The organism is Ruegeria sp. CDSC021, assembly GCF_059610845.1.
In genome coordinates, this window is record NZ_JBXWOK010000008.1 from 104,410 (window position 1) to 128,801 (window position 24,392).

Annotated in this window: 23 protein-coding genes; 12 read left to right on the plus strand and 11 right to left on the minus strand. The window is 57.0% G+C overall.

The annotated features are described in order from the left end of the window. Positions 1–10 precede the first annotated feature (10 nt). On the plus strand, positions 11–979 hold the full coding sequence (gene speB, locus AC2FGB_RS13510; protein ID WP_496694021.1) for an agmatinase: 969 nt from the start codon (positions 11–13) through the stop codon (positions 977–979). Here speB and AC2FGB_RS13515 read toward each other — a convergent pair. From AC2FGB_RS13515 to AC2FGB_RS13535, 5 genes are all read right to left on the minus strand, one after another. Beyond that, a complete protein-coding gene (locus AC2FGB_RS13515; RefSeq protein WP_496690019.1) occupies positions 976–1,950 on the minus strand; it encodes an arginase family protein in 975 nt (324 codons plus the stop codon). The genes speB and AC2FGB_RS13515 overlap by 4 nt on opposite strands. Before the next feature lie 51 nt (positions 1,951–2,001). Further along, positions 2,002–3,591, minus strand: a complete 1,590-nt coding sequence (locus AC2FGB_RS13520; protein WP_271949986.1) for an ABC transporter permease — start codon at positions 3,589–3,591, stop codon at positions 2,002–2,004. Continuing rightward, on the minus strand, positions 3,584–4,621 hold the full coding sequence (locus tag AC2FGB_RS13525) for a quaternary amine ABC transporter ATP-binding protein (RefSeq protein ID WP_142637767.1): 1,038 nt from the start codon (positions 4,619–4,621) through the stop codon (positions 3,584–3,586). The genes AC2FGB_RS13520 and AC2FGB_RS13525 overlap by 8 nt, the downstream gene beginning before the upstream one ends. A 77-nt stretch (positions 4,622–4,698) precedes the next feature. After that, entirely contained in the window at positions 4,699–5,649 is a 951-nt protein-coding gene (locus AC2FGB_RS13530; protein WP_142637765.1) for an ABC transporter substrate-binding protein, read from the minus strand. Positions 5,650–5,990: 341 nt separating this feature from the next. Continuing rightward, entirely contained in the window at positions 5,991–6,878 is an 888-nt protein-coding gene (locus tag AC2FGB_RS13535) for a LysR family transcriptional regulator (protein ID WP_142637763.1), read from the minus strand. Positions 6,879–6,976: 98 nt separating this feature from the next. Here AC2FGB_RS13535 and AC2FGB_RS13540 point away from each other — a divergent pair, with 98 nt between their 5' ends. The 11 genes from AC2FGB_RS13540 to AC2FGB_RS13590 all read left to right on the plus strand — a co-directional run bounded on the left by AC2FGB_RS13540 (position 6,977) and on the right by AC2FGB_RS13590 (position 19,477). Then, positions 6,977–8,419, plus strand: coding sequence for an aldehyde dehydrogenase family protein (locus AC2FGB_RS13540; protein ID WP_271949981.1), 1,443 nt, complete (start codon positions 6,977–6,979; stop codon positions 8,417–8,419). Next, entirely contained in the window at positions 8,419–9,393 is a 975-nt protein-coding gene (locus AC2FGB_RS13545; protein ID WP_496690020.1) for a membrane dipeptidase, read from the plus strand. The genes AC2FGB_RS13540 and AC2FGB_RS13545 overlap by 1 nt, the downstream gene beginning before the upstream one ends. 4 nt (positions 9,394–9,397) lie before the next feature. Continuing rightward, complete coding sequence (locus AC2FGB_RS13550) at positions 9,398–11,086, plus strand: hypothetical protein (protein WP_496694022.1); 1,689 nt, start codon at positions 9,398–9,400, stop codon at positions 11,084–11,086. After that, complete coding sequence (locus AC2FGB_RS13555; protein WP_496690022.1) at positions 11,083–11,712, plus strand: DUF3726 domain-containing protein; 630 nt, start codon at positions 11,083–11,085, stop codon at positions 11,710–11,712. Before AC2FGB_RS13550 ends, AC2FGB_RS13555 begins: the two co-directional genes overlap by 4 nt. A 12-nt stretch (positions 11,713–11,724) precedes the next feature. Further along, a complete protein-coding gene (locus AC2FGB_RS13560) occupies positions 11,725–12,738 on the plus strand; it encodes an Ldh family oxidoreductase (RefSeq protein WP_281973183.1) in 1,014 nt (337 codons plus the stop codon). Positions 12,739–12,995: 257 nt separating this feature from the next. After that, on the plus strand, positions 12,996–14,180 hold the full coding sequence (locus AC2FGB_RS13565) for an ROK family transcriptional regulator (RefSeq protein WP_496694023.1): 1,185 nt from the start codon (positions 12,996–12,998) through the stop codon (positions 14,178–14,180). Beyond that, positions 14,177–15,442: a M20 family metallopeptidase gene (locus tag AC2FGB_RS13570; RefSeq protein WP_496694024.1), complete on the plus strand. Its 1,266-nt coding sequence runs from the start codon at positions 14,177–14,179 to the stop codon at positions 15,440–15,442. Before AC2FGB_RS13565 ends, AC2FGB_RS13570 begins: the two co-directional genes overlap by 4 nt. An 11-nt stretch (positions 15,443–15,453) precedes the next feature. Next, positions 15,454–16,503, plus strand: coding sequence for a substrate-binding domain-containing protein (locus AC2FGB_RS13575; protein ID WP_496694025.1), 1,050 nt, complete (start codon positions 15,454–15,456; stop codon positions 16,501–16,503). A gap of 61 nt (positions 16,504–16,564) precedes the next feature. Then, positions 16,565–17,518: an ABC transporter permease gene (locus AC2FGB_RS13580; RefSeq protein ID WP_282022025.1), complete on the plus strand. Its 954-nt coding sequence runs from the start codon at positions 16,565–16,567 to the stop codon at positions 17,516–17,518. A gap of 16 nt (positions 17,519–17,534) precedes the next feature. Next, positions 17,535–18,746, plus strand: coding sequence for an alanine racemase (locus AC2FGB_RS13585; protein WP_496694026.1), 1,212 nt, complete (start codon positions 17,535–17,537; stop codon positions 18,744–18,746). Continuing rightward, on the plus strand, positions 18,743–19,477 hold the full coding sequence (locus AC2FGB_RS13590; protein WP_496692973.1) for an ATP-binding cassette domain-containing protein: 735 nt from the start codon (positions 18,743–18,745) through the stop codon (positions 19,475–19,477). The genes AC2FGB_RS13585 and AC2FGB_RS13590 overlap by 4 nt, the downstream gene beginning before the upstream one ends. A 66-nt stretch (positions 19,478–19,543) precedes the next feature. Here AC2FGB_RS13590 and AC2FGB_RS13595 read toward each other — a convergent pair whose 3' ends face one another. The 6 genes from AC2FGB_RS13595 to AC2FGB_RS13620 are packed head-to-tail and all read right to left on the minus strand — an operon-like array spanning position 19,544 to position 24,213. Beyond that, complete coding sequence (locus AC2FGB_RS13595; protein ID WP_496694027.1) at positions 19,544–20,365, minus strand: energy transducer TonB; 822 nt, start codon at positions 20,363–20,365, stop codon at positions 19,544–19,546. Then, positions 20,362–20,754, minus strand: a complete 393-nt coding sequence (locus AC2FGB_RS13600) for an ExbD/TolR family protein (protein ID WP_142637739.1) — start codon at positions 20,752–20,754, stop codon at positions 20,362–20,364. Before AC2FGB_RS13600 ends, AC2FGB_RS13595 begins: the two co-directional genes overlap by 4 nt. Beyond that, the gene (locus AC2FGB_RS13605) at positions 20,754–21,083 is read right to left on the minus strand and encodes a biopolymer transporter ExbD (protein ID WP_246097242.1); all 330 of its coding nucleotides are present in this window, start codon (positions 21,081–21,083) and stop codon (positions 20,754–20,756) included. Before AC2FGB_RS13605 ends, AC2FGB_RS13600 begins: the two co-directional genes overlap by 1 nt. A 31-nt stretch (positions 21,084–21,114) precedes the next feature. Continuing rightward, positions 21,115–21,783, minus strand: coding sequence for a MotA/TolQ/ExbB proton channel family protein (locus AC2FGB_RS13610; protein WP_496690030.1), 669 nt, complete (start codon positions 21,781–21,783; stop codon positions 21,115–21,117). Between the two features lie 4 nt (positions 21,784–21,787). Then, positions 21,788–22,234, minus strand: coding sequence for a hypothetical protein (locus AC2FGB_RS13615; protein WP_496690031.1), 447 nt, complete (start codon positions 22,232–22,234; stop codon positions 21,788–21,790). 20 nt (positions 22,235–22,254) lie between these two features. Then, complete coding sequence (locus AC2FGB_RS13620; RefSeq protein WP_496710129.1) at positions 22,255–24,213, minus strand: TonB-dependent receptor domain-containing protein; 1,959 nt, start codon at positions 24,211–24,213, stop codon at positions 22,255–22,257. Between the last annotated feature and the right edge of the window lie 179 nt (positions 24,214–24,392).

The window sequence follows — 24,392 nt, forward strand, 5'->3', positions numbered from 1 at the left end:
TGAGGCCCTCATGACAAACCCCTTCTTTCAGCCGGTCTCGGCAATGGAGCTTGCGCGTTTCGCCGGCGTCCCCACGTTCATGCGCCTTCCCGGACTGACCCCCAAAGACGACCGGATCAACGAAGTTGATATTGGGATCATCGGGATCCCGTGGGATGGCGGCACCACAAACCGCCCAGGCGCGCGGCATGGGCCTCGGCAGTTGCGCGACTATTCGACCATGATCCGCGCAATGAACCCGGTCACCGGTGTAGCTCCTTTTGCCATGGTGAATTGCGCCGATCTGGGTGATGTCGCGCCGAACCCGGTGGACATCGAAGACACCATGAACCGAGTCACGTCTTTCTATGACGATCTGACCGAACGGGGCATAACGCCGCTAACCGCAGGCGGCGACCACCTGACCACCCTGCCCGTCTTGCGCGCTCTGGCCAAGTCGGAGCCATTGGGCCTTATTCAATTCGACAGCCACACCGACCTGTTCGACAGCTATTTCGGTGGCTACAAATACACCCATGGCACACCGTTTCGTCGTGCCGTTGAAGAGGGCCTTGTGGACCCCAAGCGCTTTGTCCAAGTCGGCATACGCGGTACGGCCTATAACACAGAAGATATCGATTGGGCCGAGGCACAGGGCATCCGCATCATCCGCATCGAAGAACTGTTCGACCGCGGCATTGACGATGTCATGGCGGAGGTGCGGGAGATCGTCGGAACAGGTCAGACCTATTGCACCTATGACATCGACTTTGTGGACCCCACCTATGCCCCCGGCACCGGCACGCCAGAGATCGGCGGGCCGAACAGTTTTCAGGCGCAGCAGGTGATCCGCCAGTTAAGCGGTGTCAATCTGGTTGGTGCTGATCTGGTCGAGGTCGCACCCCCCTTCGATGCCGCTGGGGGCACGGCCTGGCTGGGCATCTCACTGATGTTCGAGCTGTTATGTGTTCTGGCAGAGGCTGTGGACGCCCGCCGCTAACCGGTGTTTTCGGCGATCATCGAGATCATCTCGAACATCACCGCCGCTGCGGTCAGGGCGGTGATATCGTTGGGGCTGTCCTTGGTGGGCATCATGCAAACAACGTCACCGCCGACAATGTTCAAGCCGCGCGCGGCGCGCAGAATGCCCACGGCCTCATCAATGTCGAACCCCTTCTCGCCCGGCTCCAGATTGGACACCGCCGGGGCAATAGTCGGGTCAAGGCAATCCAGATCGAAGGTGATATAGACCGGCCGGTCACCCAGAACCTCTTTGGTCTGCGCCACCACATCGGCCAGCCCGCGCTGACGAAATTCGCGCATGGTGACGATGTTGTACCCGTAGTCGTAGGACGGCTGCAACCAGTCCAGGCTGCGCGGATGGCCTCGCAGGCCGATCTGCATCGAACAGGTAGGATCAACCTGCCCCTGATCGGCCAGATAAGCCCCCCAATGAGCGGCCGACTTCTTTGCCCCCAAAAAGTGATCGACCTTTGTAAACACATCCGTATGGGCATCCAGGTGCAGAAAACTGATCGGCTCTCCTCCGGCCAGCTTCCCACATCCTAGCGCCTGTACGATCCCGCCGGTAATGGAGTGGTCACCGCCAACGGATACCGGGCGCGCACCTGCCGCATCTATGTCCTTGTAAAAGGCGGTAATGCGTTCGATGCAGTCTTCGTTATCGTTGGCGCGCGGGAAGGGTACATCGCCGACATCGGCAATCTTCGCGCGGCTCCAGGGGTCGATCTCAAAAACCGAATGGACCCTGCGCTGTACCGCCGAGACATTCCGCAAGGCGCGCGGGCCCAGATGCTGATCCCTTTCGGTTGTCCCGTTTCCGGTCGAATGCGGCACACCGACAAGTGCAATATCCTGCCCCTCGGGTCCGATATTGGGGCAGCGAAACATCGTCGGTATGCCCCACCAGTACAAATTGTCCATCATGGACTGCTCATAGCGGTCGACCATTTCATCCTCCGGTAAAAAAATGCCCCCGGCCTGAGCAGAGGGCATAGAAGTTCAGATTCTTTCGTCTTCTCGCCGAAATGCGCCCTGAACAATACGGTCCATGACCATAGCAAGGAACAAAATGGCAAAGCCGCCCAACAGGCCGGGCCCCTTGGCTGCATATTGCAACGCCTCAAGGATTTCCTTGCCCAGCCCTCCGCCACCGATCAGCGAAATGATCACCACCATCGATAGGCACATCAGGATAGTCTGGTTCACCCCGGTCATGATCGACGGCAAGGCCAGAGGTATCTCGACATCCTTCAGCAATTGCCATTTCGAGGCCCCAAAAGCCACAGCAGCCTCTTTGATACTGTCGGGCACTCCGCGCATGCCCAGCGCGGTCAGTCGGATGACCGGCGGCATGCCAAAGATGATCGTGGCCAGAATGCCGGGCGGGTTGCCGGTGCCAAAGAAGGCGATAATCGGGATCAGATAGACGAAGGCCGGCAAAGTCTGCATCAAGTCCAGCACGGGCTCTGCCGCGCGGTAGGCACGCCTGGACTTGCCAAACCAAATGCCCAGTGGAATGCCAAAAACAACGCATAACAGCACCGCCGCACCGACCAGCGCCACGGTTTCCATCGCCACATCCCAATATCCCAGCAAGGCGATATAGGCCAATGAAGACGCCGTGAAGATCGCCACTCGGGGGCCTGCAGCCCGCCAAGCCGTCACACATATCACCAGCATCACAACCGGCCAAGGCGACCCGATCAGCGCAATGGTCAGGGCATCCAGAACCGACCGAACCCCAGCGACAATCCCATCGAATACGTCCCCGCCAGCAAGAGCGGCCGCATCTATCTGCGCCTCCATCCAGCTTGCAAGGTTTGAAAACAGGGTCCCGCCGCCCTCACCCAATATCAGTGCGGACACTTCTTTTTCGGGGAATGCATCCAACATGGCCAGCGAAGCATTGACCGTGAATTTGTAGACGATCAACGGCCCAATCGCCGCAACAAGCACAGCCCCCAGCACCATATTTCGCCTGGACTGGCCACTTTCGGTACTGTCCGGATCGGTCCGCCATTTTGAATACTGTTTTTCATAGACGCGGTCGGCATAGAAGCCCTGTGCCAGTTTGAAGACCAGCAGCATCAGCAATCCGGTGATCATGATGCTCAGCGCTTCAGACTGCGCGGCCGCGGCTTTTCCAAAGCTGGCATCGGCGGCTTTCTGTATATTCGCTGCCAGCTTGGTGAAACGGTCAATATCGGCCTTCTCTGTCGCATCGGCCGCCCGCGCCAGCAGCTCGTCGGCGCGTGCCTGCTGACGTTCGGCACGTTCCACCATGTCAGCGCCCGGATTGCCCCAGGCACCACGCCCGATCTGAACCCAAGCGATGATTTCCAGGATCAGAAAGGTCCAGAACATCCCCCAGATGGCTCGTGATGCTGACCACAAAGGCCCCAGAACCCCGGCCCAGAGATTGAACGTATTCGGAACCGCGCTGGTTGCATCATGGATCTTGTGAAACGCCTTGACGTAATAGTCCCCATTCGGACCAGCAAACTCGTGAATGGACCGATCCAGTGCCTCATGGTCGACCTCGATATCCGAGGCGGCGGTGACTTTCACTTCGGTGGTTACATCAGTCATTCTTGCCCCCCTGAATTCCGCGCAGCAGGCGCGGTTTGGTCACGACGCCCACGTCCTGTCCTGCATCGGTGATGATCACCGGCAGGTCCGTGTCGACAGCCAGGTCGATCAACTGATCCAGATCGGCCCCCTCATCCGCGCGCGGCGCGCCGTCGGTCGGGCCGGAATAGCTGTCCAGTGGCTCCATGATTGAATGCGCCTTGACCAGTTTCAGTTTGGATATGCCCTGAACAAACTCGCGCACATAGTCATCGGCCGGATTCATCACGATGTCTTCCGGTGTGCCAATCTGAACGATGACACCATCTTTCATGATCGCAATTCGGTGGCCAATGCGGATAGCTTCGTCCAGATCATGGGTGATGAACAATGTGGTCTTCTGCAACTGGGCGACCAGCGCTTTGAACTGGTCCTGCAGCTGCAGCCTGATCAGCGGATCGAGCGCAGAAAAGGGCTCGTCCATTAACAGGATTTCCGGATCAGAGGCCAGCGCGCGGGCAATTCCAACACGCTGCTGCATCCCGCCCGACAATTCTTTGGGCAGGCGATCTTCGTACCCGGTCAGGTCCACCAAACCCAGCGCATGGTCCGAGACGGCCCAGCGCTTGGATTTGGACACTTTTCGAATTTCCAAAGGATAGGCCACATTGTCTCTGACAGATCGGTGCGGCATCAGCGCCATATGCTGGAAAACCATCCCGATCTGCTGCGCGCGGATACGGCGCAGCTCAGCCTCGGATATTTTGGATACGTCCTGGCCCAGAATCTCGATCTTGCCTGAGGTCGGCTCGATCAAGCGGTTCACGTGGCGCACCAGCGTGGATTTCCCGGATCCCGAAAGACCCATAATGCAGAAGATTTCGCCGCGCGGGACTTCGAAAGACGCACCCTGTACGCCGACCACACAATTATACCTTTCAAGAACTTCAGGCTTTCCAATCCCTTCATCCCGTACTGCGGTCATGGCCTCTTCTGCCCGCGCACCGAAAATCTTCCAGACATCTGTCAGCTTAACGACTGTTTCGGTCATACTTGCCCCTTCAATGCAAAACAGGCCGCCAGGCATTCCCGGCGGCCTATCTGTAATTCAGTTCCGAGCGTTACCGATCACTCTGACATCCAGTTCAGAACTGCATCTTCGTTCGCACCGACCCATTCTTCGGCATATGCGAGCGGCTCTTTGCCATCTATGACAAGCGCATAAGTCATGGCCGAGACAGCGGCAGTATCCAGTTTCATGTTGGACAACAGCCGAGCAACTTCGGGGTACTCATCCTCAAGAGATTTGGCATAGTGAAGGTGCAGATAGGCCAAATCCCAGGCGACACCTGCTTCGGATTTCTCCAGCCAATCCGGATCATCCGTGGGCTGCAGGACATTCCATTTTGCCGCGTCATAGGCCGGCTCTTCCAGGATCTGAAGATCATGCAGTTCAAACACGTAATGCGGCGTATAACAGAAACCCACCCAAGGCTCACCCGCTTTGATCGCGTTATCAAGGTTCGCATAGGCGACGGTTTCGTCTATCTCGGTCAGTTCCATGACCTGGTCATAGCCATATGATTTGGCCCGGATTTTCTCGACGTTGGTCGACGCCCAGCCGGGGGCACCGATCCATACTTCGCCCTGCCCGTCGCCATTGCTGTCGAACAGTGCCGCGATGTCGGGATTGGTCAGGTCGTCAATGGACCGAATATCATTGGCATCAGCGGTCGCTTTGTCGACACACATTCCTTGAAACGCCTCAACGCCATTGGAATTGAAGGTAACTGTACCCTTTTCGGTTACATAGGTGTCATGCAGGTTCTGCTGGTTCGGCATCCACACTTCGGGGTGTACGTGCATGGCGCCGGAATCCATCGCCTCGAACACGATCGGGTTGGTGCCATTCTGAAGCTCGACCTCTAGCCCCAGATTTTGTTCGATCGCAACCTTTAGAATGTGCGCTGTTGCATTTACCGATGGCCAGTTCGGCACACCGATCACAATGTCAGCAGCAAAAGCAGGCACAGCGACCATCATCGACGCGCCTCCCAGTAACATAGTGAGTTTGTTCATATTATTTCTCCGTGTTGGGCGTTCGTGGCGCTGTTCTTCTTACCCTATGGGCAGCGGTACGCCTACCAAACGACATCGGGATGACGTTCCATCCCCCTTTCTTAGCCAGTTACCGGGCGCGCCGGTTTGACAGGAAAATTCAAACATGCCGACACATGACCCATCAAGAACAACATGCCACAAATCAATATATGCGTCTTTCTCGAATATTAGTTTCGGTTTATTCTGATCTTGGTCGATATGAGGCCTGAAATAGGTGCAGCCGATTCTTGAGTGGGCTTGTCTGCCATCAATATCCCCTAAGCGGCGCCATCTCAGACAGGGGCACAGATTTTATCCAGTCAGTCCTCAGATCCCAGTACAAGATCCTGCTTCAGGATGAAGTCCCCAAACGCGTCCGTCAGCGTTTGAAAGCGCGAGCGTTGCGAGACATAAAGATACACCTGCCTTTGATCTTCGAGATCAGCGATAGGACGGAAGACGATAGCCTCAGGAAGAGACCGTGCAACGGTTTGCGGCAAAACCGTCACCCATTCCTCGGTGCGCACCAATGCGATCAGTGAATGGGTGTTCTGAATGGTCACACCGGCCTTCGAAATCGCCGCGTGAAACCGCGGGGACTGAACCAAATCGCACAGAGCATTGCGTATGAAGGGGACCGAAGCCACCTGTTCGATGGTTGGCATCTCTGATTGCTGTGCCAGCGGGTGTGCAGCCGTGCAAACCACCCCAAACCTGTCTTCGAACAAGGGCGTGGCTGTGACCCCGTTTAGCGCAAGATACCCGGATGCAATACCGATATCCGCTTTTCCTTGCACAACTGCGTCCAGTACCTGCTGTGTATCGGTATCGCGGAGCTCGATCCTGATATCGGGGAAATGGCTATTCATGTGACTCAGCACCTTGGGAAAGGCAAGAGCCGCCACCGACGGCACAGACACGATCCGCAACAGCCCGTACTCTGCGCTGGCTATTGCCTCGATATCCTGAACTGTTTGATCGAACTGTCTGACCTGCTTCAAAGCCAAATCATGAACCTGCCGACCCACTTCTGACAGTCGGTTTTTGCGCTCTCCCTCGAACAGCTTCTTACCCAGGTGCTCCTCAAGCTGCTTCAGCGTCATCGACACCGCCGATTGCGTTCGCCCAAGACGGTCGGCGGCCTCGGTCAGATTACCAGTCTGCACAACCGTGCAAAAACTGCGCAGTGTTTCAATCTTGATCGCCATACTTCAGTTTTTCTGCAATTTGTTTCATTTAATTGAGTTTGACTGATGTTCGCCAAAAAATCCATCCTAGGTCAAATGAAATCGCACTGGGGCGTAACGTGACACAACTGAATCTGATTGCTGGCGAATGGCTGGCAGGTGAGTCTGAAATCGAAAACCGCAATCCTTCGGACCTGAGCGATCTGGTCGGCATGTTTGCACAGGCCAGCGCTGACCAGCTTGAGGCGACGCTGGATCAAGCCCGTGTTGCACAGGCTGAATGGGCCGCCTATGGCATCGAACGGAAGCAAGCTGTTCTGAACGCTATCGGTAATGAAATGATGGTCCGGGCCGAAGAACTGGGTACGCTCTTGGCGCGCGAAGAAGGCAAGCCGCTGGCCGAAGGCAAAGGCGAAGTGTTCCGCGCCGGGCAGTTCTTTACCTATTACGCAGCTGAATGCCTGCGTCAAATCGGTGAGAACGCGGATTCTGTGCGCCCCGATATCGAAGTAGACGTTCGCCGCGAAGCTGTCGGTGTTGTCGCCATCATCAGCCCATGGAACTTCCCTACCGCGACTGCCTCTTGGAAGATTGCTCCAGCACTGTGCTATGGCAACGCGGTTGTGTGGAAACCCGCCAACATCACCCCGGCATCCGCTGTCGCACTGACCGAAATCATCGAACGTCAGGACATCCCCAAAGGTCTGTTCAGTCTGGTCATGGGTTCGGGGCGCAGCATCGGGCAACGCCTGGTCGAAAGCCCCAAGGTCAATGCAATTTCCTTTACCGGGTCAGTCCCGGTCGGCAAGGGTATCGCAGCAGCCGCCATCCAGAACCTGACCAAAGTTCAGATGGAAATGGGATCAAAAAACGCGCTGGCAGTGATGGACGATGCCGATCTGGATCTGGCCGTTACTCTGGCATTGGGAGGAGCGTTTGGCGGCACCGGACAGAAGTGCACGGCGTCTTCGCGCCTTGTCGTGCATGCGGGTATCCATGACGCGTTTGTCGAAAAGCTGGTGGCCGGTGCGCAAGCGATGAAGGTCGGCCACGCGCTGGAGGAAGGCGTGCAGATGGGTCCCGTCGTCAGCCAACAGCAGCTGAGCGAAAACCTGGCCTATGTTGATCTGGGCAAATCCGAAGGGGCCGAGCTGGCCTGTGGCGGAACCCGGCTGGAGATGCCTCATGACGGGTTCTACATGTCGCCGGGCGTGTTTCTGAACACCAACAACGACATGCGCATCAACCGCGAAGAAATGTTCGCGCCCCTGACCAGTGTCATCAAGGTTGGCAGCTATGACGAAGCGCTGAGCGTCGTCAACGACACCAACTTTGGCCTGACCTCGGGCATCGTGACCAAATCGCTGGCCCGCGCCACGCATTTCCGTCGCAATGCGCGCACTGGTGTTGTGACTGTGAACCTGCCCACTGCAGGCACCGACTACCACGTGCCTTTTGGCGGCCGCGGCGACAGCTCTTACGGGCCGCGCGAACAGGGTAAGGCTGCGGCCGAGTTCTATACCACGGTCAAAACCGCCTATATCAGCGCGGGCCCCGTGTGATGCGGATCGACGGGCTACAATATGCCAACTGGTCGGAAAAGATTTTCCGCCAACTGCGTGACGGGGGCGTGGACGCGATCCACGTCACCATCTCGTACCACGAGAACTTTCGCGAAACGGTTCTGAATTTCGAGAAATGGAACCGCTGGTTCGAACAATACCCGGACCTGATCATGAAAGGGCGCTGGGCCAGCGATATCGATACGGCTCGTAAAACGGGACGGACGGCTGTGTTCTTTGGCTTTCAGAACCCCTCGCCCATCGAAGACGATATCGGGCTAGTCGAAATCCTGCACGATCTTGGCGCCCGTTTCATGCAGCTGACCTATAACAACCAGTCCTTGCTGGCGACCGGCTGTTATGAGGCCGATGACACAGGCATCACCCGTATGGGCAAGCAGGTGATCAAAGAGATGAACCGCGTAGGTCTTGTAGTGGACATGAGCCATTCGGCGGACCGTTCCACCATCGAGGCCGCAGAATGGTCCGAGCGTCCCATAGCCATCACTCACGCGAACCCGTATGATTGGTCGCCCGCGCTGCGTAACAAGCGTGACGATGTCATTCGTGCAGTGACGGAAAATGGCGGGATGCTTGGCTTTTCGGTTTATCCCCACCATCTGAAAGATAAATCCGACTGCACGCTGGACAGTTTTTGCGAGATGATCGCACGCGCCGCCGACAAATACGGCGCGCAGCATCTGGGGATCGGCACAGACCTGTGTCAGGATCAACCCGACAGCATTGTGGAATGGATGCGGGTTGGCCGCTGGACCAAGGAAATCGACTATGGCGAGGGATCCGCTTCGGCACCAGGCTTTCCGCCCATGCCGGGCTGGTTTCAGGACAACCGAGATTTTGGGAACATCGAACAAGGGTTACGCGCGACCGGCCTGAACGATGACGAAGTGGCCGGGATCATGGGCAGGAACTGGTATCAGTTCTTTGCCGAGAACTTCGTCCCACAAGGGTAACACTATGAATACACGCGTGCAGACTGAAAATGTCAGACGTGATCCCGCGATGGTCATGCGGCTGTCGCGGCTGGGCTCGCTGCATCAATGCCGTCTCAGCTTTATGCGGCAACTGACCCGCCGTATGGCGCAGGAAAACTGGAGTTTTTCCCGCCCTGCGTTCGAGATTGACGAACACGGCGTTGGCCATGCGGTCTATACCGCGCAAGGCCCTGATCACGCATATTCTCTGGTGGCGTTTGCCCATGATCTGCCGCCCGAAAAACGCTCGGACCGGGTCATCGCCGAGGCCTGGGATGCCACCTTCGCGCTATTTGACGGCATTCCGACGGCGGATGATATTCACCGCCTGTCGCAAAACGTACCAGTGCAAGAGGCCGGGCGCGTCAGCGAGACAGAACTGTCATTGTCGCGCGCCAACCGGTCAGTCCGCCTGTGGGCACATGTGGTCGACCGTCTGGCCGCTGGTCAACAACCCGATCTGGAACAGATTTATCAGGTTGGCTACCTGATGCGGACAACCGCCGTGTATGGTTCCGGCAAGTTTGGGGCTGCAGATCGCGAGAAAACAGCCAGTCGCCCCGAGGTCAACGGCCCGTTCCAGACCGAGATGTTGTCGGTCTACCTGACCCGGACCTTTGTGCGCGATCTGGTGCAGCATATGGCCCAAGTGAAGGGCGGCGGTCAAACCGCGCAGTTAGATCCGCAGATCGCCAGTTGGCTCGGCATTGGCAATTCCACAGGTCTGGGCATGGCCCCGTTCATCGTCAACCATCCGATCTTGTTCAATAACTGGATCATGGCGCGAGAGGAGGCCATCGCCCGGGTACGGTCGCTCTTGACCGCCTCGGAAGATGAGGCCCGTCAATTCCGTGGCATCTATGATCGTAGCAAACTCTCGATGTCCTGGTGGCAGTCTGAGCATCCGGTCCAGCGCGATAAGCTGGCGGCGCTCAACAACGATCTGCAGGCAATCTCTGGGTATCTGGACAGGGATGATCTGACGCAGAACCAACCCTGGGATCGGTTGATCCTGTGGTCGCAATCCGCGCTGAGCGAGGAGGGCCAGGAACTGCTCGCCTCGCTTATCCTTGAGCCCTATGGCGAATTGGTCGATGGGCTGAGCTGTTGTATGGCCGACAGTAATTCAAGTGCCCATGTGATTGATGGATCAATGTCGGTAGGCGCTGCGCGCGATCTGATCAGTAACAGTTTTGGCTGGGCCTTGGATCTGGATTGGAACGCAGCGGAAAACTGTGCGCGGGCCTGGTATGTCTCCGAGGAGAAGCTGGAGCCGCGACTGGGTGAGCGCTTTGAGGAACCGATATCCGGTTACGAACAGCCCCTTGCCCCGGCCCGTGACGCCGCGATGGCGTATAAGGCGCTTGCCGAATGGGATACTCGCTCCTCCGTTGCAGAGTTTCTGCTGCGCCATCCTGAACATCGCCACACCCTGCGCCGCGCTCAAATGAGCCGAGTAGCCCCCTATGGTGAAATCCACGACAACACGATTAGCGCCACTGTCCTGCCTATCGACATGCTGCGGGCCAAGCTGTCGTTTTTTGGGGCAACCCATTTTGACCCCCGGTCGGACCGCTGGGTGCGGATCTGCATGTATTCCGGCGCACCATATCCTGATGAGCTAACGTCGGAAAATGCCGATCTGTGGGTTTATCCGGAGTTGCCGCAATGACCTATTCACTGAACGAGATCGAAGCCACCTCTAAACGCGCTGCCCGAGGGGCAGGGTATGCCTGGGGTCTGGCAGAAGAGGCCGCCAAAGCCACACGCTGGTTGTGCGGGCATGGGCTGAACGGGACTGCAGAGCTGGCCCACCTGCTGGACTTGGGTTTGGCTGCGGCGCCGGCAGATCACAGACCAGATGCGATGCAGGGCCCATGGCAGGGCAAGGGCGCTTTGTGCCCTCTGGCCACTGGCACCTTGCTGTCGGATTGTGCCGAACAGCTGCGCGCCGGACCGGTTGAGATGGCCAACATTGCAATCCCTGCCCTGTTACTGCCCTTTGCTGCCTATGCGGCACGTGAACTCAAGGGCTGTGTGGTGCTTGATTGTGATGGGCATCTGGCGGCATGTGATGGGTATTCCGTGTCGACCCCAGATACCTTACCCGCCCAGGCGCGCAGGGTGGTGGTTTCGCTGGGGGAACAGCGTACAGGCCCCAGCCCACATCAGACCCGCGCCGCCCCGACTGATCAGGCTTGGGCAACGCTGAATCGCTTTGCCCACCGCACCTATGCCCCCGCAACCGAGGAATCCCGCCTGCTGGGTGCAGGGGCCGGGCTTTCTGATAATGACTGATGAGGTACTGATTTGACCGAGACCCGGACCCTTACTCTGAACGAAATCGAAGACCTGTCGTTTCGCGCGCTTGTTGCTGCGGGGACTTCACCGGAAAACGCCCGCCCGCTGGCGGTTGCGACCGCGGCAACCGAGGCGGACGGCGTGGCAAGCCATGGACTGGCCTATATCCCGATCTATTGTGAGCATGTCCAATGTGGCAAGGTCGACGGGCTTGCCAAACCGGTCATGACACGGCCCAAGCCAGGTGTAGTTACCGTAGATGCCGCAACCGGATTTGCCCATTCAGCCATCGATCTCGGGTATGAGACGCTGATCACCGCTGCGCGCGAACAGGGCGTTGCCGTGCTGAGCATCTGCAACAGCTATAACTGCGGCGTGCTGGGCTATCACACCTATCGTCTGGCACAGGCCGGGCTTGTCGGGCTTGGTTTTACCAACGCGCCAGCCTCGATCGCGCCATCGGGTGGCGCAAAGCCGGTTGTAGGGACCAACCCCTTTTCCGTTGCCGTACCCGGTACAGATGGGCAACCCGCCCTGCTGATCGATCAAAGCGCCAGCACAATCGCCAAGAGCGAGGTCATGAAACATGCCAGAGAAGGAAGGCCGATCCCCGTTGGGTGGGCATTGGACGCCGAGGGCAACCCGACCACTGATCCCAATGTGGGCCTCAAGGGCTCCATGGCACCTTCTGGTGGGTACAAGGGCGTCGGTGTGGCCCTTCTGACCGAAGTTATGGCGGCCGCTCTTACAGGGGCCACTCTGGGCATCAACGCCTCGCCCTTTTCAGGAACCGCTGGCGGCCCGCCCAAGACCGGACAGTTTTTCATTGCGATCGACCCTGTGGCGACATCGTCGTCGGGTGGCTTTGCTCAGGGCATCGAGGAACTCGTCGACGCCATTCGATCGCAAGACGATGCACATTTGCCTGGCGATGGCCGACGCGCAAAACGCGTCGCATCGGCCACACAAGGCGTGGCTGTAAATATTGCGACCCTTGAAAAGATCGAGGCCATCTTAGGATAAGCCGGTTTTCTTAGCCCGCAATCAGATTCTTTCTGGTTCGGGCACCCTTACCCAAACCTTCTGACCCAGCACCAATTTTCAGAACGGCTTCCAAGCCTTTAGCCAAAATTCGACCCGGACGCAGCAGGCTCATTTTTCGTATTTCATGCTTTAGCGCAGAAAAACCGGGTTGACTCAAATCGCACTCCATATTTAGTTCGGTAACAGAACGAATAAATGGAATCGACGTGGCAACGCAGACGAAAATCTCTCGACGAATGTCTCAAAGTGCGGTCGTTCAGGCGATTGCGACCTATGGGCCCATTTCGCGCGCCAGCGTGTCGAAGCTGACCGGTCTTTCGAAACAGACAATCTCGGAAATTGTCGGAAACCTAGAAAGCGATGGCTGGGTGCGGACAGTCGGTCAGACCGAGGGGCATGTCGGACGCCGCGCTGTGGTATATGAGATCGCTCCGGATGCGGCAACGGTCGCCAGCGTCGATCTGGGTGGAACAAAGATCAGGGTCGCACTATGCGATCTGACCGGTCGCGTTCTGGCCGAGCGCGTAGAGCCGACAGAACAAAGCGGCGGCAGACAAGTGGTCGATCAGGTTGCCCGTATGGTTCGCGCAACCGCAGACGACCCCCAATGCCCGTCAGGCGAATTGAAAATAGCTGTCGTCGGTGTCCCAGGCGTGCCGGACAGCAGGACCGGCGCGGTCCTGATGGCGCCTAACATAACCGGGCTGGATCAGATTGATCTTGCTGGCACTTTGAACGAACGGCTTGGGATAGAAATCCTTGTCGAAAATGACGTCAACCTTGCCGCTCTGGGCGAGCATTGGATGGATCATCGAAGCGACCAGGATGATCTGGTCTTCGTTTCCGTCGGAACCGGATTTGGTGCAGGAATCGTCGTCGGAGGTATTTTGCTGCGTGGCGCATCTGGTGCAGCTGGCGAAATAGGTTTTCTTCCCTTTGGTGCCGATCCCATTGCAAAGGAAAGCCATAAAATAGGCGCGCTGGAACGCGTAACCGCCACCGATGCAATCATCGGCGAATACAGGATGCTTACGGGCAAAACTTGCTCAGTTCCTGCGATCTTTGAGGCTGCCAATAACGGCGACAAAGCAGCCGAGCAAACGCTGGACAATGTCGCTTATCAGATCGCGCGGGCTTCGGCGTCGATTGTAGCGGTCCTTGATCCGTCCCTTATCGTGATGGGGGGCTCTATCGGCGCGCGTGACGAGTTGATGCACCGGATCAGACGCTTTGCCGCCCAGTGCTACCCCCGTGAAATAGAGATCCAGCCCTCAAAGCTGGGTCCGCATGCTGCCCTTGCCGGAGGTGTGTCTATTGCCCTGTCGCACCTACATATTTCTCTTTTCGCCGAGGGTCAGAAAGGTGCCGAGATCAACGTACCACCTCCAGCGCTCGATACCTTCAAGGCAAGTATGTCATGACCGCTATGGCTCTTTCAGAACGCTTGCGTCAAGAACAGGATGCTGATGCAGACCTGACTCTGTTGCGCAATGCCCTGTCCATCGAAAGCGTGACGGGCAATGAAACACGTTTTGCGCGTTTTCTGGACCAGCAACTTATGGCCCTGGGGCTGAATACCGGACGGAGCTGTTTCGCGGGTGAACGCGAAAATGTCTGGGGAATTGCTTCTGTGGAGGGACCCAACCTCATGATTTTGGGCCATACGGATACGGTGCATATCCGGGGCTGGGAGGAATATTGGGAAGACGATGCACGCAAAAATCCATTCGGCGCGACCGAAAAGGACGGGCACATCTGGTCACGTGGGGCAAGCGACCTCAAGGGTGGGATTTGCGCTGCGATTGCCGGGTATCGCCTGCTGCAAAAACTTGGCGTTATGCCTTCAGCCAGTCTGACCTTTGCCTTCATCGGTGACGAAGAAAGCGGTGAACCTGGCAGCGGCGTCAGCGCCGGGGCGAAAGATCTGGTTGGACGCATCAAATCCGCCGAGATCCCCCGTCCTGATTTCGCGATCTATGTCGAGCCAACGAGTTTGGACATTTATTCCGCCCAGATCGGGTTCTTTATCGCCGAGATCACGATAACTGGAAAAACAGCTTATTTCGGCCGACCCGAATTGGGGGTCGATGCATTGAAAGCAACGCATACGCTTCTGTCGAAAATCTGGGATCATGAAAAAGAACTGAACGCGGGCCCGCGTCATGACCTTGTCGGTGCCTCTTCTGTTCTGGTGACGCATATCGATGGCGGCGGGTTTATCGCAGTGCCCGGAGAATGCAGGCTCTCACTGATCCGGAAACTTAGACCTGGCGAAATGCTTGATGATGCAGTGGCAGCATTGGAAACAGCGCTTGGCCTGGATCGCCTACCTACAGGTATAGAGGTGTGCATCGACTACCCAGCCGGTCGTGATCATCCAAAGGGCGGCTCACCAGTTGAAAACGACCCCGATACTGAGGCGGTTCGCCTGTTGCAAAACTGTGTACAGCAAACTCTATCCCGAAAAGTAGAAATCGGCGGCGCGCCCTACTGGTCTGAGATGCCATTTTTAACAGAACAGATCGGCTGTCCAACCGTTTACTGCGCACCGGGGGATATCGCCGTGGCGCATACTTTTGAAGAACGAATTGAGGTCGAAGAATACCTCGCCGCCGTCCGGGCCTTTGCGCTTTTCATAGCGCAGTTCGGTGCGTCGGACACGCTCGCAATGCATCCAACCTGAGGAGGACAAACATGTCACTTGTTAGAAGCACATTTGCCGCTACCGCGATGTTCGCGCTGGCGGGCAGCTTATACGCTGAAACCATCGGTCCAGCGGGGGAAAGTGCCACCCCTTCATCAATGGTTGTTGTCGCTGATGATGATGTCGAAAAGGTGAAAGAGGCTGGATATTCCGCTGCTTTGCTGTGGCATGACCAATCCGACTTTGTGAATGCGGTAACAGCAGGTGCCAGCGATGAATTTGCGCGTCTGGGGATCGAGGTCGTTGCCGTGACAAGCGCAGGATTTGATGCTGCTAAACAACGTAGCGATATCGAGACGGTCATGGCCAAATCGCCCAATATCATTCTGTCGCTTCCTCTGGACCCGGTGACCTCTGCCGCAGCATTTGCAGAGGCAAAAGAGGCCGGAGTTGCCCTAAGTTTCCTCTCGAACCTGCCGGCCGGCTACAAGCACCCGGACGACTATGCGGCAATCGTGACGGATGACCTGTTTCAGATGGGCAAACAAGCGGCGGATGCGCTTGCGGCTGCCATGGGCAATGAAGGAACAGTTGGGTGGATTTATCACGACGCAGATTATTACGTGACCAATCAGCGCGACAACGCTTTCAAGACCACGATTGAGAACGACTACCCGAACATCACAATCGTTGCAGAACAAGGCATATCTGATCCTGCGCGCGCCGAAGAGATTGCCAATGCGATGCTGCTGAAAAACCCAGACCTGGGTGGAATTTACGTAACCTGGGCTGGTCCGGCAGAGGGTATTCTTGCAGCGCTGCGGACGAACGGAAACACCTCGACCAAGATCGTGACATTGGATCTGTCAGAGCCGATTGCCCTTGATATGGTTCAGGGTGGTAATGTCGCGGCGATTGTTGCCGATGAAGCCTATGAACTAGGGCGTGCAATGGCCGCCAGTGCCGTGCTCGACCTGCTGGGCGAGGAGGTACCATCCTTTGTTGTAGCCCCTGCATTGACAGTCACAGCGGACAACGTTGCCGATGGATGGCAAAACTCGCTGAATATTGATGCACCAGCCAGTCTGACATCGAAGTAGAGACCTGATGGGCAGGTCGCCTCTGGCGACCTGCCGCAACCGGATATTCCCAGAGGCATCCATGGAACAGGCTTTTCAACGTATGCGCGACTTGGATCTACAGCGCTGCGTCATTTATTTCGGCTTTCTTGCGATCTTTCTGTTTTTTGGGATCACTCTCTACGATGACGGGTTTCTGACCAGTCGGAATCTGACAAATATCGTCCTTCAGACAGCCCCGGCCACGATCATGGCCATCGGATTGGTCTTTGCCCTGTCAGCCGGAGAGATCGACCTGAGTTTTGGCTCTGTCGTAGCTGTTGCAGCCCTCTCGGCAGCTGTTGCGATGCAGAACGGCCCAATGATCCTGGGTGTCGCAGCGGGGCTTGGCGCAGGCATTCTGATCGGCGCGTTCAATGGTGCATTGGTGGCCTATCTGCGGTTGCCATCATTTCTGGTGACCTTGGCCACCATGGGATTATTTGCCGGAATTGCGCGTTCGATGACCGATCTGCGATCCATTCCTGTCGTTAACGGGACTTTCACCGGGGTCTTCGGCTCGGGCAAGCTGTTTGGTGTACCTTCACTTGTTATCTGGACCGTGATTGCAGTGCTGATTGGCCATGTCATCTACCGACACACACGTTTTGGCGCACACGTTCTGGCCGTTGGAGACAATGCCCGCGCAGCCCAAGTCTCTGGCATCAGGGTTCCCCGTATCCGGCTGATGGTTCTAACCTTGTGCGGTGCAACCGCTGGGCTGGCTGGTTTGCTCTATGCCGGGCGTATTCAAGCCGCCAAATATACAATGGGCGAAAGCGACCTGATGACGGTCATTGCCGCTGTCATCGTAGGTGGCACTGCGCTTAATGGCGGCAAGGGATCCATAATAGGTGCGCTTTTGGGCTCGCTCATGATGGGAATGCTGAATAACGGGCTGATCCTGATGGGGCTTCAGGTCTCGGACCAGATGATCGTACGCGGGCTGATCATACTGATCGCCGTAGCAATTTCACTCCGCGAAATCCGCCGATAGACACCGGAGCAACCCAATGTTTCTTGATCTTCTCATACGTCGCAACCCCAAGTTCATCGAGGCCGCCATGGCCTTGCATCAACAAGGGAAGATCCCCGCAAACGCCTATGTGCTTGACCTGGATGTCGTCGAACGCAACGCGCGCCTTTTCTCTGATGTGGCCCGTGGGCATGGCCTTACAACTTTTGCCATGACCAAACAGGTGGGCCGCCATTCCGGCTTTTGTCAGGCGGTCATGCGCGGTGGCATCAGCCGGTCCGTCGCCGTGGATATGGCCTGCGCCTTGGCATGTGACCGCGCTGGCTTAAGGACAGGTCATTTGGGTCACCTTGTACAGGTACCCCGCCAAGAAGCTTTCTTCGCCGCAGCCAAACTACGCCCGGACTATTGGACGGTATTCTCGGACAACAAGGCAAAAGAGGCGGCAGACGCCTCGGCTCGGGCCGAGAGAGAACAGGCACTGATGGCGCGCATCCAGACCGAAGGGGATACGTTCTATCGTGGCCACGAGGGAGGATTTGACGCGAATGATATCCTGGCGGTGGCCGACCGTTTGGATGCGCTGCAGGGCGGGCGCTTTGCAGGCATTACAACCTTTCCCGCCCTGCTTTTTGACCAGGATGCCCGCAAGGTTGTGCCGACCCCAAACCTCCACACGCTCAACATGGCTGCAGAAGCTCTGGCGCGTGCTGGGCGTACGGAGATCGAAATCAATGCCCCCGGAACGACATCTTCAGCTGTTCTTCCAGCATTAGCCGAAGCCGGGGCCACGCAGGTTGAACCGGGCAATGGCCTACATGGCACGACGCCTCTCCATGCGGTAGAAGACCTTCCTGAGGATCCCGCCGTACTTTACCTTTCCGAGGTCTCGCACCATCACGGCGGGAAAGCCTATTGCTTTGGCGGCGGGCTCTATATCGATCCGGTTTTCCCGAAATACCAGGTTCGGGCGCTGGTCAGCAGCAGCCCGACAATCAGCCGGTCAGCCCTGCGAAATGTCGAAATTCCTGATTATTCCGCAATAGATTACTACGCCATGATCGACAGCGACAGCGATCAAAACCCCGCACCAGGCGACACGGTTGTCTTCGGTTTCCGTGGGCAGGCCTTTGTGACCCGCGCTTTGGTTGCCGGGATAAAAGGCATAGACAGCGGAATGCCAGAGCTTACCTCAATCGAAAACGGCTTTGGCGACCACGTCAGCTGGCCGGGAGCCTTTGCGCAATGACTCCGGTTCTTTCCCTCAAGCAAATCCACAAATCTTTTGGCGGAGTGGTCGCGATCCAGAATTTTTCACTGGACCTCTACCCCGGTGAAATCGTGGCTCTGGTCGGTGATAATGGCGCGGGTAAATCCACGCTCGTCAAGATCATCTCTGGCGTGCATCGACCAACCAGCGGTGAGATCGCGCTTGACGGCGAAGAAGTCGGTTTTTCGGATGCAAGCGCGGCTCGATCACATGGTATTGAGGTGGTCTATCAGGACCTCGCATTGGCTGACGAACAGCCGGTTTATATGAACATGTTTCTGGGCCGCGAACTGACGCGCAAACCCTTTGGACTGCTGGATAAAGCACGCATGCGTGCCGAAACCCAAAGCCTTGTTGATCAGCTTGACGTGCGCATCCCCTCTGAGCGCGCAGCCATACGTGATTTGAGCGGAGGCCAAAGACAGGGCATTGCTATCGCGCGAGCAACCCATTGGGCCAGCAAATTGATCCTTCTGGATGAACCAACTGCAGCACTTGGCGTTGCAGAGACTGCGAAGGTTGAGGACCTCGTCGCGTCACTTAAGGATCGCAATCTGGCAATTTTGATAATCAGCCATTCCCTGGATCAGGTTTTTCGTCTTGCCGACCGCATCTGCGTTTTACGCCGGGGTGAACAGATAGGCGTCAGAACAACTGCCGAGACCGACAAGAACGAAATTGTCGCCATGATCACCGGTGTACATAGTTGATGGCGCAAAGCGCAGCCCTGTCCCCATCTTTACACAGGGGCCCTATGGCTCGATGGGATATGGCACTTATTGCTGCCCGATGATTTCGAAAGTATAATCTCGTCTCACCCCTGCCGGAGGTGGCGGGAAGGGTGCAGCCGCTTTTACCTGGGCAAGGGCGATCTGATCCAACCGCTTTGACCCTGAACTGCGTACTATTCCAACCGCCTGTAATGTCCCGTTCTCAGCTATTCGAAAGGCCACCAACGCGGCACCTCGAATATTGGCGCTCTTTCTCCGGGCGCGGATAATCTTGCGTTTAATCTGTCCGGCGTAGTTGCTGGCGTCGGCATTGCCGGATGCGGTCAGCGCTGACGTGGATGTAACAACCTTTGCCGCGCCTTTCGTGGTTTTCCCGGTGGCGTCGCCTTTTTTCCCCGATTGTTTCGCGTTGCCATGCGCGGTGGCAGTTTGATTGCTTGCCTGTTTCTTCGGTTCCGGCGGCTTGGCATCCTCGGTCGGCGACACCGAAGCAGCATCACCCTGTCTGTTCGGTGTTTCAGCGTCCTGAGGCCTGAGAGGGCTTGGCGCAACAGCGGTCGCGGCCGTAGCGCTGCTCACAACCGGGCTGAGAGTTTGCGGCGACGTTGTGCGCTGCTGCTTGACAGGGCGGGCCTTGGGTTGCAACCGATGAGGTGCTGCCGGTTTCTTGCGCGTGCTGGCCGGTGCTGGTGCATTTGTTCCGGCGACGAAGTCCTTGAATACAGATCCCAGCGCGGCGGCGCTCTCCTCTCCGCCACCTTCGACCTGCACCTGTTCGGCGGTCAAATAATCCAAAAGCGCAAGGCCATGTGTCGCTACGGCCAATGCGACAGAAATCACAACCACCGCGCGGGATTTGGTTATCACCGTAATCCCCTTTCGGTCACGACATAAACCTGACTTGCACCCAACCCGCGCAAGTCATCGCTGATCTGTTTGAGCGCAACCGCAGGCAAGGATCGATCCGGCACGATCCGAACCGCATCAAGGGGCAGATCAACAGCCGCCCGCTCTACATAGGCCGCAGCATTGGTCAGCTCTGCCCCGCGATATTCAAGTGTGCCATCCGCACGGATAACCAATGCATCAGGTGGCTCGCGCCCCTCCAGATCCATCGTTTCGACAAGCTGAACTGATCCGTTGAGCGGCGGCGTAAGGGTGCCCGCGATCATGAAGAATATAAGCATCAGGAACACGACATTGATCAGCGCGATGGTTGGCTCTCGGCTTTGTCTGGGCTTCGATTTCAACTGCATCAGCCCAATACCTGAGTGCGCAGGTTTTCGACAGGTGCCAGCACGATGAACAGATCAATCAGCTGCTGAGAGGTTGCCCTCGGACCCAGGCTGATGAGCGCAACTTGGGATTTGGCGTCGAGCAGCATTGGAGCCACCTGCGCCAATGGTACAGGCGCACCATCGACCAGAATTCGGTCTGCATTCAGTTTAATAAACCGGATGGCTTGGTCTGGCTCTGCGCCGCCGACTGAGGCCGTCGAAAACTCAATCTCGGCGAATTTCGAGAATGTGGATGTCAGCATGAAAAACAGCAGCAGCAAAAAGATGACATCTATGAGCGATGTCATCGACAGGCGTTTGCGCCGCTTTCTTTGAACCTCAAGCGCCATGTGCCAGTGCCGTAATCGCGGCCCCTGCCGTTTGCTCGGCCTCCTCGGCATGGCCGGGGGCAAATATTGTTCTGAGCGCACGGTTGGTAAAGACGCGTTCTCGGTTCACGCGGGCCTCAAACCAGGTCAGGATCAGTGACGTCGGCATGGCTACGGCCAGCCCCGCTGCTGTTGTCATCAGCGCCACCCAGATGCCCCCAGCCAGCAGCGACGGGTCAACGGCGTTGCCCGCCCCCTGCAGAGTCTGGAAAGCTTCGATCATGCCCAGCACCGTGCCAAACAATCCGAGCAGGGGCGCAAGTTGCGAGACGATGTCCAGTACATTGAGGCCCTGTTCCAGCTGAGCAAATTGCGTCTCAGCCTCGGCATCGACCCGCTCGGACAAGGTGCGATCATTCCCGGACAATGCCATTGCGATCACCGGCGCCAGGTAACTACGGCTTTTGTTCAGGTATGTTCTGGCGGCCGTGGGGTCTTCTCGGTCCCATGCGTCGATCGCCCTGGACAATTCGACGTGACGGCCGACCCCCGCCGCTTTGTATTGCCAGATTTTGTAAAAGACCAAGGCGAGGGTCGCGATTGAGGCTGCAATCAGGATCGCCACCACCGGGCCCCCTAATTGCAGGATTTCCATCAGTTTTTGCAGCATTTTGGACATGGCTTTATCCTATCATCTCAGTTTCAAGGCGGCTTTTTAGACTGAGGCCATTCATGCAGGCATCTTTGTTACCGCTCTGGGTCATGCATTCCTGCACGCCGTTGAACAGAATCCGGCTGATCTGGTCACAGGCCATGTCGGTGAATTGAAACTGCCTGACCCGTGGGCGGCCTGCGGGCAGTTCTTCGAAATCCAGCAGGGTAATTAACGCGACCGCACCGTTTTTGCCAAACAGGACGGTTTCATAGACCGCACCGTTGATGTCGACCTCATGCATATTTTCGGCGACAAAGCTGAGCAGACAGTTTTGCCCCCTTGCTTCGGCAGAGCTGAGTTCGATTGATACGCCGCCAGTCTTGGGCACGTCTTCGGCGCTGGCGATCCCTGCCCCCAAGACTGAGAGCAGGGTCGACAGGACAGCGCTGGCTTTGTTTGCTGCCGCACTTCGCATAACGGGTCCTTTCCTTGGGATCAGAAGGTTTTGGCCAGGCCGAGCTTGAAGGTCCGGCCCGTCGAATTGCGGGTCGACAGGTTCGGGCGGTAGTCCTTATCAAGGATGTTCTCGATACCGGCGCGCAGCTCAAAGCCTTCAAACACACCCTCTTGCGGCATGTAGGTCGCACGCAGAGAGTTTACTCCGTATCCCGCGGTCGCGTCCCCGCTCGAGTCCGTTCCGGCCCGGGCACCGAAGATTTCCCAGCTGACGTCCAACGTCTGACCGAACCGCTTGCCCAATGTCAGGCGCGCGGAATCCGACGGCTCATTCCGCCAACGCGAGTCATCGCCGGTGACGCTGGTTTCCGTACCCGTCACGATGTTCGAGTTGAAATCGACGTAGAACCCACCCGCATTGGCATAAGAGGCTTCGATCTCGGCGCCTTTTGTTTCCACTTCGGACAGGGGTTGAGACGGGGTGCCAGAGACGTAGGAGGTGATATCCCACAGGGTCGTTTGATAGAAATTGACCTTGGCGCGGATCACGTCGCCCTCGGCAAACACGTCACCGCGATCATAGGAAAAACCAGCTTCCCACGTGCGGGATCTCTCGGGTTGCGTCATGTAAAGCGGCGTGCCCAGATCATCGATGATCGGCAGGCTTTCCGTGTAGGCGGCACCACCAAAGATCGCGAAACCGCTGTTGAACGCGTACCGCGCCGACAACCCGCCCATAAGCGCGTTGTTGTCATAGCTTTCGTTGAACGGGGCCGCGGCGTCATCATCACCGTCGATGTCCTGCGTCTCATATCGCACCGCGGGGGTAATCGTCAGATTGTCACCGATCTGCACATCGTCCACAGCAAACAGGGCAAATCGACGGTCGGTTCCACCCGGGGCCGAGGCCGCGTCCAACCGTTCGCGGTTGATAAACTCGATCCCGGCCCGCAGGTCATGCGAGGCGATGCCGGTCTGGAAATACGACGTGTTCTTGATCGTCAGCTTTGTCGTTTCATAGTTATGTGTGGCATCTGCCAGGGCCTGAATGCCGGGGAAGAATGGCGTGCCTTCAAGGCTGGAAGACCCGGAAACATAGCTGCTTTCGATCGCCTGCTCAGAATAGCTGAGGTTCACATCCAGATCGACCAGATCATTTCCAGTGGGTTGATATTGATACCGCAGGATACCGATCTTTGTTTCGATATCACGGTCTACATTACCAAAGGCATCCGACGTGGTGCCAAACGAGTCATAAGGGACGTCGCGCTCTTCAGATGTGGACTGGTTGTAGGATGCGGTGAACGAATGTTCGAGATCGTTGCCGAAACTGTATTTGCCCTTAGCCAGAAGCGACGGCAGCGTGAACGCGCTGTTGCCGATCGTATTGCCGTTTCCATCCTCCTGATCGTCCTGATCGCGATAGGTGTAGTTGAACAGGAATTCCGTTTGGGTATTCGGCTGCCAAGCCAGGATAGAGGACGAGGCAAAACCGTTGCCGTTCGAATACCCCTCAAAGGTTTGACGGAACCGAAAACCCGGCTCGCCACCGGTGAAATCTGACGCGTCCTTGGTTTCCAGCTGAACGACACCGCCAACAACCCCGGACCCATATTCGAATGACCCGACAGTGCCCCGAATGACCGAGACGCTTTTGTAAAGCTGGGGGTCAGTAAAAAGCTGGTTGCCGATCCGATACAGCTCTTCCGCGCCCGTTGTGGCACCATCGACCAGGATCAGAACCTTCTGGTCGGTTCCGAACGTGCCGTTTGCACCATAGCCGCGAATATTGATGCCCGATCCCTGAGGGGTCGAGCCGTTCACCAGGCTTACCCCCGGAACCGAGTCGATCAGCTCTGCAACCGTATTGGCCTGCCGGTCGTTGATCTCTTCCTGATCAATATTTGTGACCGGCACGGCAGTGTCTGTCTGAATCTCTCGTTTGCTTTCCCCAAGTATCAGGGTGCCCAGGAAACCATCGTCTTGGTCTTGCGCCATAGCGCCAGCCGCAATCATGCTGAGGCACGAAGCCGTTCCCAGCAAAGCTATCTTCCGTATTTGCACACGCATCTCTGTCCCTTCGAAACAGTAGGAGGACCTGAAATGCTTGCGCCATGCTGGCTTTGGTCAGTCTGTTTTATTGTTTTTTGGAGCCGCCTTTTTTTGGCGACTTGTGC

Excerpts from the sequence above, each read along its gene's own strand:
- speB (WP_496694021.1), top strand. The coding sequence starts at position 11 with ATGACAAACCCCTTCTTTCAGCCGGTCTCGGCAATGGAGCTTGCGCGT.
- AC2FGB_RS13515 (WP_496690019.1), bottom strand. The coding sequence starts at position 1,950 with ATGGTCGACCGCTATGAGCAGTCCATGATGGACAATTTGTACTGGTGG.
- AC2FGB_RS13520 (WP_271949986.1), bottom strand. The coding sequence starts at position 3,591 with ATGACTGATGTAACCACCGAAGTGAAAGTCACCGCCGCCTCGGATATC.
- AC2FGB_RS13525 (WP_142637767.1), bottom strand. The coding sequence starts at position 4,621 with ATGACCGAAACAGTCGTTAAGCTGACAGATGTCTGGAAGATTTTCGGT.
- AC2FGB_RS13530 (WP_142637765.1), bottom strand. The coding sequence starts at position 5,649 with ATGAACAAACTCACTATGTTACTGGGAGGCGCGTCGATGATGGTCGCT.
- AC2FGB_RS13535 (WP_142637763.1), bottom strand. The coding sequence starts at position 6,878 with ATGGCGATCAAGATTGAAACACTGCGCAGTTTTTGCACGGTTGTGCAG.
- AC2FGB_RS13545 (WP_496690020.1), top strand. The coding sequence starts at position 8,419 with ATGCGGATCGACGGGCTACAATATGCCAACTGGTCGGAAAAGATTTTC.
- AC2FGB_RS13550 (WP_496694022.1), top strand. The coding sequence starts at position 9,398 with ATGAATACACGCGTGCAGACTGAAAATGTCAGACGTGATCCCGCGATG.
- AC2FGB_RS13555 (WP_496690022.1), top strand. The coding sequence starts at position 11,083 with ATGACCTATTCACTGAACGAGATCGAAGCCACCTCTAAACGCGCTGCC.
- AC2FGB_RS13565 (WP_496694023.1), top strand. The coding sequence starts at position 12,996 with ATGTCTCAAAGTGCGGTCGTTCAGGCGATTGCGACCTATGGGCCCATT.
- AC2FGB_RS13570 (WP_496694024.1), top strand. The coding sequence starts at position 14,177 with ATGACCGCTATGGCTCTTTCAGAACGCTTGCGTCAAGAACAGGATGCT.
- AC2FGB_RS13575 (WP_496694025.1), top strand. The coding sequence starts at position 15,454 with ATGTCACTTGTTAGAAGCACATTTGCCGCTACCGCGATGTTCGCGCTG.
- AC2FGB_RS13580 (WP_282022025.1), top strand. The coding sequence starts at position 16,565 with ATGGAACAGGCTTTTCAACGTATGCGCGACTTGGATCTACAGCGCTGC.
- AC2FGB_RS13585 (WP_496694026.1), top strand. The coding sequence starts at position 17,535 with ATGTTTCTTGATCTTCTCATACGTCGCAACCCCAAGTTCATCGAGGCC.
- AC2FGB_RS13590 (WP_496692973.1), top strand. The coding sequence starts at position 18,743 with ATGACTCCGGTTCTTTCCCTCAAGCAAATCCACAAATCTTTTGGCGGA.
- AC2FGB_RS13600 (WP_142637739.1), bottom strand. The coding sequence starts at position 20,754 with ATGCAGTTGAAATCGAAGCCCAGACAAAGCCGAGAGCCAACCATCGCG.
- AC2FGB_RS13605 (WP_246097242.1), bottom strand. The coding sequence starts at position 21,083 with ATGACATCGCTCATAGATGTCATCTTTTTGCTGCTGCTGTTTTTCATG.
- AC2FGB_RS13610 (WP_496690030.1), bottom strand. The coding sequence starts at position 21,783 with ATGTCCAAAATGCTGCAAAAACTGATGGAAATCCTGCAATTAGGGGGC.
- AC2FGB_RS13615 (WP_496690031.1), bottom strand. The coding sequence starts at position 22,234 with ATGCGAAGTGCGGCAGCAAACAAAGCCAGCGCTGTCCTGTCGACCCTG.
- AC2FGB_RS13620 (WP_496710129.1), bottom strand. The coding sequence starts at position 24,213 with ATGGCGCAAGACCAAGACGATGGTTTCCTGGGCACCCTGATACTTGGG.